The organism is Longimicrobium sp. (assembly GCF_036399935.1).
Classification (GTDB): domain Bacteria; phylum Gemmatimonadota; class Gemmatimonadetes; order Longimicrobiales; family Longimicrobiaceae; genus Longimicrobium.
Window position 1 is genome coordinate 159,400 of sequence record NZ_DASWMD010000046.1, and the last position, 9,441, is coordinate 168,840.

A 9,441-nucleotide genomic window follows, 5' to 3' on the forward strand; every position below is an offset into this window, starting at 1 on the left:
GTCAGGCGGCCGCCGCCACCCGCCCGGTGTACACCCGCTCCCAGGTGGCGGGATCGATGTCACCAGCCGGCTCGTCCGACATCCAGCGTCCGCCCACCTGCACCGCCACGCGGTCCGCCTGCTCCAGCCCCTGCGACAGGTTGTGCGTCACCAGCACCACCGTCCGCCGCCCGTCCTTCAACCGGTCCAGCACCTGCCGCAGCATGGCCGACGCGTGCGGGTCCAGCCCCGTATAGGGCTCGTCCAGAAAGACGACCTCGGGATCGTGGAGCAGCGTCCGCGCGAGGGCCAGGCGCTGCTGCATGCCCCGCGAGAACGTTCTCACCCGGTCGTCCCGGCGCTCCCACAGCCCCACGTCGCGCAGCCCGGCCTCGATGCGCGCCGCCCGGTCCGCCAGGCCGTACAGCCGGGCGAAGAAGTCCAGGTTCTCGGCCGCGCTCAGCCCGGGGTACAGGAACGCCTGGTGCGAAAGCAGGCCGATGCGCCGCCGCCACCCCTCGTCTTCGGTGTTGCGGATCTCCTCGCCGCCGATGAAGACGGAGCCGCGCGTTGGACGAACGGCGCCGCAGAGCATGCGCAGGAGCGTGCTCTTGCCAGCGCCGTTGGGGCCGAAGATGGTCAGGAAGGTGCCGGGGGCGATGGACAGGTCCACCCCGCGCACGGCGGGCAGGGCCCCGTACCACTTTTCAAGTCCGCGCGCTTCGACGGCCGCGCCCGCGCCCTCCGCCGGGTGGCTCAAGCCAGCCGGACCCCGCACCCCGCGCAGAAGCGGCTTCCCGCCGGGTTCACGAACCCGCAGGCGTGCCGGTCCACCGCCGTCCTGGTGACGGTCGCATCCTCGCCGCCGCCGTCCAGCCCGGCGTCGCTGCGCGCGGCCTCGGCGGCGCGTAGTGTGGCCAGCGCCTCCAGCGACATGCGCTGCTTCTGCGCCTGGTAGTCGGCCGTGTCGAGCTTGCCGCCCAGGTAGTCGTACTCCAGCTCCTTGAGCGAGGCCAGCGCCACGCGGCGGCGGGCCTCGGCGTCCATCACCGCGCCGGGCGCCAGGTCCACCAGCAGGGCGTCGCGCCGGGCCACCACGGGGCGCACGACGTAGCCCGCGGCCAGCAGGGCCAGGAGAAGCGAGACGATCAGCAGCATCACGGCTCGTCGTCCTCGCGCTCGAAGTCGCGCATCGCGGCGTTGAGCTGCGCCCGCTCGTCGTCGGACATCGGCGGGGCGCCGGCGACGGAAAGCGCCGATCCCTGGCCGCGCATCCGCCGGATACGCCCCTGGACGAACACGGCGCCGATCAGCAGCATCACCGGCGGCAGCAGCCACGCCCACAGGCCGATCCCCTCCGCCCGCGGCACGACGAGGTATTCCTTGCCGTAGCGCGCCAGCACCTGGTCCACCAGCTCGTCCGGCGTAGACCCGCCCGACGCGGCCGCGCGGATCTGGTTCCGCAGCTCTTCCGCCTGCTCGTTGGGGCAGATGTCGAGCATGTGCGGACCGAACGGCGACTTCAGCTGCGAGATGGCCTCGGCCGCGTTGCGCGCCGCCACGTCCGGCGGGTGCTGCGCATCCGCGCGCCCGGCCAGGAGCGCCAGCGCGAGCAGGACGAGGGCGAGGCGAATCGATCGTGTCATCACGCCTCCACCAGCTCGGGCTCGGCCGCTTCGGACGGCTTCGCCACGCGCACGCGCTGCTTGACGATGGCGGGGTTCTTCGGCTCGGCGCCGGGCCACAGGGCGATCAGCGTGCCGATGGACATGATCAACCCGCCCGTCCAGATCCACGGCACCAGCGGGTTGATCAGCACGCGGAAGGTGGCGATGGGGCGCGGGTTGCGGCCCTGCACCACGGCGTTGATGTCGTCCACCCCGGCCAGGATCAGGTACAGGTCCTCGTTCCAGGCGCGGCGGATCCCCACCTCGCTGACCACTTCCTCGCGCTGCTTGTACGAGCGCTTTTCCGGCGCCAGCACGCCCACGCGCTCCCCGTTCCTGGCCACGTTCACCGTCGCCACCACCTTGGTCATGTTGGTGGCGGGATACGACGACATGGCCTGGTACGTCAGCGTGTACGTGTGGCCGAAGGGCGACTTCATCTCCAGGCTTTCGCCCGGGCTCATCGCCACCTGCTTCTCCACGTCCCAGGCGCTTCCCGCGAAGCCCATGAACGTCACCACCAGGCCTGCGTGCACCAGGTAACCGCCGTAGCGGCGCCGGTTGCGGCCCACGAGGTGGATGAACGCCGGTGCCACGCCCTCGCCCTCGATGCGGGCGCGGGCGCGGGTGCCCTTCCAGAACTCGATGACGATGGTCGCCATCACGAACGCGCCCAGCGCAAAGGTCAGCAGCGCGTACGTGTTGCGCGCGCCCACGATCCACAGGACGACTCCCGTCACCACGCCGATGGACACCGGCAGGGCGAAGTTGCGGCGGATGTTGCGCGCGGTCGCCTTGCGCCAGGCGATCACGGGGCCCACGCCAAGGAGCGCGAGAAGGAGCAGCCCCAGCGGCAGGTTCACCCGGTTGAAGAAGGGCGGGCCCAAGGTGATCGTCTGTCCCGTGAAGCCCTCGGACACCAGGGGGAAGATGGTGCCCCACAGCACGCTGAGCATGGCCGCGACGAACACCAGGTTGTTCAGCAGGAACGCGGCTTCGCGCGAGACGGCGCTTTCCAGCCGGCTTTCCGGCGCGAAGGAGGCGCGGCGCCACCACACCAGCACGGCCGAGACGATCACCAGGACCGTCAGAAAGCCCAGGAAGATGTAGGAGATCGTAAGGTTCTGCGCGAACGAGTGGACGGATTCGATCAGCCCCGAGCGCGTCAGGAAGGTGGCGAAGATGCTCAGCAGGAAGGTGCCCAGGATCAGCAGCACGTTCCACATCTTGAGCATGCCGCGCTTTTCCTGGATCATCACCGAGTGCAGGTACGCCGTGCCGGTGAGCCAGGGGAGCAGCGACGCGTTCTCCACCGGGTCCCAGAACCAGTATCCGCCCCAGCCCAGCTCCACGTACGCCCACATCATCCCGAAGATGATGCCGTTGGTCAGGAAGAACCACGCGGTCAGCGTCCAGCGCCGCGTCGTGGTGATCCAGCGCGTGTCCAGCCGGCCGCTGAGCAGGGCCGAGACGGCGAAGGCGAAGGGGATGGTGAAGGCGGTGAAGCCCAGGTACAGCGTGGGCGGGTGGATGGTCATCCAGTAGTTCTGCAGCTGTGGATTGAGCCCGCGGCCGTCGGCCGGAACGAACTCCATCAGCTGGAACGGGTTTGACGCGGTGATGATGACCACCAGGAAAAAGGCGATCACCGTCGACAGCGTGCCCACCACGTACGGCATGAACTCACGGTTGCGCCGCCGGTTCTGCAGCACGGCCACGGCCGAGAACAGCGCCAGCAGCGCGGCCCAGAAGACGAGCGAGCCGGTTTGCCCGGCCCACAGCCCCGTGATCTTGTAGAAGAGCGAAAGGTCGCGGTTGGAGTACCCCGCCACGTAGCGGTACTGGTACTCTCCGCGCAGGAACGACGAGATGATGGCGGCGCAGGATACGACGAGCAGGCCGAAGACGGCGTACAGCGAGCGCTCGGCGCTCAGCACCCAGTCCCCCCGGCCCTTCCGCCCGCCCGCGAAGCCCAGCCCGGCGCCCCACAGGCTCAGCAGCAGCGCGATCCAGAGAGCGACTTCCCCGATCTGCGTCACGCGCGGAAGTCCCCTTCGGCGGCTTCGTAGCGCGAGCCGCACTTGGTGAGCAGGTGCGTGGCCTCGAACGTTCCCTCGGCGGTATAGCGGCCCGTGACGACGACGTCGCGGCCTTCCTCGAAGGTGTCGGGGACGGGGCCGTTGTAGTGCACGGGAAAGCGGGTCTTGCCGCTGGCGATGTCGACGACGGTGAAGCGCAGGTCCAGCGTGCGCGCGTCGCTGTTTACGGTGCCGGGAACCACGCGCCCGCCGATCTTGACCGTCAGGTCGCGCGCGGACGGGTCGGCGGCGAGCTTGGCGGCAAGCTCGTCGGGGGTGTGGTAGTAGATCATGGAGTCCTTCATCCCGGTCACCGCCAGGTACCCCACGGTGGCCACCAGCGCCGCGGCGCCGGCCAGGAACTTCCTCTGCTTTTTCACCGCTGCCCTCCGCGCGCGAACGTGTGGTTCCAAGCGCGGCAATATACCATTGAAATGCGTGCGGTGAAAGGGATTCCGTAGGTTGCAGGACAGGGGTGTGGGGAGTTTCCTGACCTGGGACGGGGCGGCGGGGTGGGGTTGGGTGAGGTTCGGCAGGGTCCGGCGTGCGGGCCGGGCCCCCCATCCCCAGCCCTTCCCCCGCAAACTGCGCGGGGGAAGGGAGCCAGCCCGGTCGGAGCGGTGGGTCCGGTGCTTGGCTGACTACGATGGGCAGGGATCGAGGCGTTCCGACGGAGGCCGGCGCATGCCGCGGCTGCCCTCTCCCCCGGCCCCTCTCCCGCAAGCGGGAGAGGGGAGAATTCGTGTGCGCTTCGGTAGGTGCGGTGTGCGTGCATGTGAAGCCCCGAGCGGGACGCGACAGCGGCCCGAGTCGGGACTTTCCGCTTTCCGAGTGGCGGGTTCACCCGCTCAGGCGCGCCGGGTTCGCGATGAACTCAGATCGGCCGCGCGATCCAGCGACATCCGCGCGTCACTGCGTCTGCGCCTGCACCACCACGGCGGCGCCGATGCCGGCCAGGTCCCACACGATGTCGCGCATGGACGCGGTGTGCCCCTCGGCGTTGCGGTCGCTCCACTCCTTCCACAGCCCTACGCCGGCGCCCGTCCCGGCGCCGACAAGTAGGCTGGCGTCGTTGTCCAGCCCCGCCGCGCGCGCGCCGCTGGAGGCCAGGCTGGTGACAATGAACGAGGTGACGAAGTGCTTCAGCTTGTCTTCGCCAAACCAGCGGTCCTCCGGCTGGGCCGGCGCCGTCGGGCCGCCGCCGAGCGACAGGCAGAGCATCAAGAGGCAGGTTTCCATACGTTTGTCCTCGTCGTTGGTCAGCGCCTGGACGCCACGTGCGCGGCGATCAGCGGGCCGTGCAGCTTGCCGTTCTCGATGAAGATCTTGTTGGCGTCGTGTCCGGAAACCACGACGCCCGCCACGTACATCCCCGGCACGTTGGTCTCCATCGTCGCGGGGTCGTGCCGCGGGATGCCGGTCACCTCGTGCACCTCGATTCCGAACGCGCGCAGCACGCCGGGGTCTGGCTCGAACCCCGTCATCGCCAGGACCCAGTCGTTTTTCATCGTCCGCCGCTCGCCCGTCTGCAGGTTCTCCACCACCACCTCGTGCGGGCGGATCTCGGCCAGGCGGTGGCGCCAGAGCGCGGGGATGGCGCCCTCGGCGATGCGGTTCTCGATGTCGGGCCGCACCCAGGGCTTCACCCCCCGGTCCAGCCCCTCGAACAGGTGCACCAGCGTGGTGCGCGACCCTTCGCGCCACGTCAGCAGCGCCGCGTCGGCGGACGAGTTGCCCCCGCCGATGACGATCACGTCCTGGTTCCAGAACGAGTACGGGTCCTTGAAGTAGTACAGCACCTTGGGCAGGTGGGCGCCGGGGACGTCCAGCCGGCGCGGGCTGTCGTAGTAGCCCGTGGCCACCACCACGTTGCGCGCCCGGTGCGCCCGCGGCTCGCCCCGCGCCAGCGTGTGCAGCACGAACACGCCGTCCCCGCGCTCCACGGTCGCCACTTCCTCGAACTGGCGCACGTCCAGCCGGTAGTATTCCGCCACCTTGCGGTAGTAGCGCAGCGCCTCGCGCCGGGTTGGCTTGTCGCCCGAGGTGGTGAAGGGGAGGCCGGCGATCTCCAGCTTTTCGGGGCCGCTGAAGTAGGTGACGTACGTGGGGTGGTCCATCATGGCCTGCGTGATGGCGCCCCGGTCGAACAGCACGCACGAAAGCCCCGCCTGCGCCGCCGCCACGCCCACCGCGATCCCGCACGGCCCCGCGCCGATGACGGCGATGTCGGCCGTCTCCGGAATATCCGTCATTTCTGGGTCTGCTCTACCGTGAGACCGATGTCTTCAGGCTACTCGGTGCCCGCCAGCAGCTGCGTGGCGTCCTGCCGCTCCGCCGCGGCCAGGTTCAGGCGGATGATCAGCTGCAGCAATTCGCGCGCGGTGTGCGCCGAAAAGGTGGGCGAGTGGGGGAGCAGCAGCGGGGGTAGCTGCACCCCCGCGCCCAGGTGCGCCCGGGCGGCGCGGGTAAGGATCACCGGCTCCGACGGGTCCAGCGCCGCGCGGGCGTCCTCGTCGTCGGCCAGCACCACGCGGATCTGCTCGCCCTCGCTGGCGTCGGCGTACATGGCGCGCAGCCGGTTGCCGAACTCCGGGTCCACGCACACCAGCGTCACCCCGCGCGTGCGGATTTCCCGCTGCACCGTTTCCACCACCTCGGCGTTCACCGTCAGCGTCACCGACGGCACGTTCACGTTCTCGGCCGCCTTGCGCACCAGCCGCGAGTGGTAGCTGGTGGTCACCACCAGGTCGGCCGAGCGGATGGCCTCTTCCACCGCGTGGAACTCCACCGAGCGGTCGGGGCGGGGAAGGGGCACGGGCGAGATGTAGACGGGCACCGCCGTCAGCCCGAACTGCTCCTCGAGCTCGGCGCTGTACACCGTCATCTGGTCGACGTTGGATTCCACCACGGCGCAGCGCAGGGGCACGGTGCTGGTGCAGCGGCGGATCAGCTCGGGGATCTCGGCGAGCGTCATCCGCCGCTTCCACCCCTCCACCAGCACCCCCGCCATCCACCGCGCCGTCTCGGCCAGCACCTCGCCGCCCAGCTGGTCCTGCGGCGCCAGGTACACCCCCGAGCGGCCGCGCACCTCCACCAGCCCCTCGTCCTCCAGAATCCGGTAGGCCTGCGCCACCACCCGGTGGTCCACCCCCATCTCGCGCCACAGGGCGCGGATGCTGGGCAGGCGGTCGCCCGGCTGGAGCAGCCCCAGGTGCAGGGCGCTCAAGATTCGGTCGCGCAGCTTGTCGCTGAGTGCGGTTTCCTGGTCCATCCCAAACCGTTGAAGTCGCGTTTGACGATCCGAAGGCGCCCGGCGCCTCCGCGAACGTTGAATGGATCGCCTTGCGGGGGGTTCGCGCAACACGTACCCTCCACCGGACGTGGGGTGCCGCCCGTCCGTCCGGCGCCGTGGCGTGCTCCCTGCGTTCGCCGACTCCCCAATGAGCGTGTTTCCGAGCCCGAACACAAGTCCGGTCCGTACAGGGACACCCCACCGCCCTCCCGGCGTTGGGCCCGCTCCCGCGTGCGCCCCCCGCTGATGGTCCTTTCCATCCTGATCATCCTGGCGCTGATCGCGCTCACGGCGCTGTACGTGGCCGCCGAGTTCGCGGCCGTCAGCGTGCGCCGCAGCCGCATCCGCCAGCGCGCCGAGCAGGGCGACGCGTCCGCCATCCGCCTGCTCCCGTACCTGGACGATCCCGCGGCGCTGGACCACTACATCGCCGCCTGCCAGATCGGCATCACCCTCACCTCGCTGATCATCGGCGCCTACGGGCAGGCCACCTTGGCGGGCCCTCTCGCCGGCCTCTTCCAGCGGCTGTGGGGGATGGAGCGCCCCGCCGCCCTTTCCACCGCGGCCGTGGTGATCCTCGTCGTGCTGACGGTGCTGGCGATGGTGCTCAGCGAGCTCGTCCCCAAGTCGCTCGCCCTCCAGTTTCCCACGCAGGTCGCGCTCAAGACGTCGCTGCCCATGAAATGGTCACTGGGCGCGTTCTCGTTCTTCATCGGCTTCCTGAACGGCAGTGGCGCGCTGGCGCTGCGGGCCATGGGCGTTTCTCCCGTGGGGCACCGCCACATCCACTCGCCGGAAGAGATCGACCTGCTGATCGCCGAAAGCCGCGACGGCGGGCTGCTGGAGCCCGACGAGCACCGCCGCCTGCGGCGCGCGCTGCAGCTGGGCATTCGCCCCGCCCGCCACCTGATGGTGCCGCGGCAGGAGATCGTGGGCGTGGAGATCGAGACGCCGGTGGACGAGGTGCTGAAGAAGATGGTGGAAACGCCGTACACGCGGCTTCCCGTGTATCGCGGCGACATCGACCACGTCGAGGGGCTGCTCCACACCAAGGACCTGTTCCGCGGCTACCTGGAAGCCGGCCGGGTGCCCAGCCTCCGCCAGCTGATGCGCCCCATCCTGATGGTGCACGAAAGCGTCACCGCCGACCGCCTGCTGACGCTGATGCGCGAGCGCCGCAGCCACGTGGCCATCGTCATGGACGAGTTCGGCGGCGTGGCGGGGCTGGTGACGCTGGACGACGTGCTGACCGAGGTGATGGGCGAGGTGGCCGACGAGTTCCGCACCCACGACGAGCCGGGCCCCGAGCGGCTGGACGACGGCCGGGTGCGCATTCCCGGGTGGATGCGGCTGGACGAGGCCGAGCCCTGGCTCGGCATCCTCTGGGAGGGCGAGGCCGACACGGTGGGCGGGCGGGTGATGGAGGAGCTGGGGCACGTTCCCGAGCCGGGCGAGCGGCTGGAGATCGACGGCGTGGAGGTGGAGGTCGAGACCATCTCCGGGCACGCGGTGCAGGCCATCCTGGCCCTGCCCTCGGGCGGGCGCAGGACGGCGAACGGCGGCGGGGAGGCGGCGGATGGATAAGGTGCTCCCCATCGTCATCATCACCGTGCTGATCCTGCTGAACGCGCTGTTCGTGGCGGCCGAGTTCGCCATCGTGGGCGCGCCGCGGGCCAGCATCGAGCGCCGCGCGGCCGAGGGCGACGCCGCGGCGCGCATGGTCAGCAACATCCTCAAGGACCCGCGGCGGCAGGACCGCTACATCGCCACGGCGCAGCTGGGCATCACCGTAGCCTCGCTGGGGCTGGGCATGTACGGCGAGCACGTACTGGCGGAATGGATCGGCCACTGGCTGGTGGGGCTGGGGCCGCTGCGCACGGCGGGGGCCCACACGCTGGCCAGCGTCCTGGCCGTGGCCCTGCTGACCTACTTCCACATCGTGGTCGGGGAGATGATCCCCAAGTCCATCGCGCTGCAGCAGGCCGACAAGGCGGCGGTGTGGGTGACGCCCCCGGTGCTGGTCGTGCAGAAGATCCTGTATCCGCTGGTGATCGGGCTGAACGCGCTCGGCAACGCGGTGCTGCGGCTGGCGGGGATCAACCGCTACGTGGCCTCGGGCGAGCACTACCGCACCCCCGAGGAACTGCAGTTCATCGTGCGCGAAAGCCAGGCGGGCGGCATGCTGCGCCAGGAATCGGCCGACGTGCTGCAGGAGCTGCTGGAGTTCGGCGACCTGACGGCGGGCGAGGTGATGATCCCCCGGGTGCGCGTCGTCGGAATCCCCGCGGGCGCCACGGCCGACGAGATGCTCGACATCCTCCGCTCCAGCCCCCACACCCGCTACCCGGTGTACGAGGGGAGCCTGGACCACATTACCGGCGTGGTGCACATCAAGGACATCCTGCGGCGGATGCCCAACCGGCGC

General features: G+C 70.2%; 10 protein-coding genes. 2 read left to right on the top strand and 8 right to left on the bottom strand.

Annotated elements, in window-relative coordinates; translation table 11 throughout:
- Position 1: 1 nt before the first annotated feature.
- The 8 genes from ccmA to VGB24_RS15110 form a co-directional block, all read right to left on the bottom strand.
- Positions 2-739: a heme ABC exporter ATP-binding protein CcmA gene (ccmA, locus tag VGB24_RS15075; protein WP_331073775.1), complete on the bottom strand. Its 738-nt coding sequence runs from the start codon at positions 737-739 to the stop codon at positions 2-4.
- Positions 736-1,140, bottom strand: coding sequence for a zinc ribbon domain-containing protein (locus VGB24_RS15080; protein ID WP_331073776.1), 405 nt, complete (start codon positions 1,138-1,140; stop codon positions 736-738). The genes ccmA and VGB24_RS15080 overlap by 4 nt, the downstream gene beginning before the upstream one ends.
- A complete protein-coding gene (locus tag VGB24_RS15085; RefSeq protein WP_331073777.1) occupies positions 1,137-1,625 on the bottom strand; it encodes a cytochrome c-type biogenesis protein in 489 nt (162 codons plus the stop codon). Before VGB24_RS15085 ends, VGB24_RS15080 begins: the two co-directional genes overlap by 4 nt.
- Entirely contained in the window at positions 1,625-3,685 is a 2,061-nt protein-coding gene (locus VGB24_RS15090; RefSeq protein ID WP_331073778.1) for a heme lyase CcmF/NrfE family subunit, read from the bottom strand. The genes VGB24_RS15085 and VGB24_RS15090 overlap by 1 nt, the downstream gene beginning before the upstream one ends.
- Complete coding sequence (locus VGB24_RS15095; RefSeq protein ID WP_331073779.1) at positions 3,682-4,104, bottom strand: cytochrome c maturation protein CcmE; 423 nt, start codon at positions 4,102-4,104, stop codon at positions 3,682-3,684. The genes VGB24_RS15090 and VGB24_RS15095 overlap by 4 nt, the downstream gene beginning before the upstream one ends.
- Before the next feature lie 529 nt (positions 4,105-4,633).
- The gene (locus tag VGB24_RS15100) at positions 4,634-4,963 is read right to left on the bottom strand and encodes a DUF2279 domain-containing protein (protein WP_331073780.1); all 330 of its coding nucleotides are present in this window, start codon (positions 4,961-4,963) and stop codon (positions 4,634-4,636) included.
- 20 nt (positions 4,964-4,983) lie between these two features.
- On the bottom strand, positions 4,984-5,976 hold the full coding sequence (locus VGB24_RS15105; RefSeq protein WP_331073781.1) for a YpdA family putative bacillithiol disulfide reductase: 993 nt from the start codon (positions 5,974-5,976) through the stop codon (positions 4,984-4,986).
- Between the two features lie 38 nt (positions 5,977-6,014).
- Positions 6,015-6,995: a GntR family transcriptional regulator gene (locus VGB24_RS15110; RefSeq protein ID WP_331073782.1), complete on the bottom strand. Its 981-nt coding sequence runs from the start codon at positions 6,993-6,995 to the stop codon at positions 6,015-6,017.
- 252 nt (positions 6,996-7,247) lie between these two features.
- Here VGB24_RS15110 and VGB24_RS15115 point away from each other — a divergent pair, with 252 nt between their 5' ends.
- Positions 7,248-8,600, top strand: coding sequence for a hemolysin family protein (locus tag VGB24_RS15115; RefSeq protein WP_331073783.1), 1,353 nt, complete (start codon positions 7,248-7,250; stop codon positions 8,598-8,600).
- On the top strand, positions 8,593-9,441 hold an 849-nt coding region (locus tag VGB24_RS15120), incomplete at its 3' end, for a hemolysin family protein (RefSeq protein WP_331073784.1). The genes VGB24_RS15115 and VGB24_RS15120, both read left to right, overlap by 8 nt.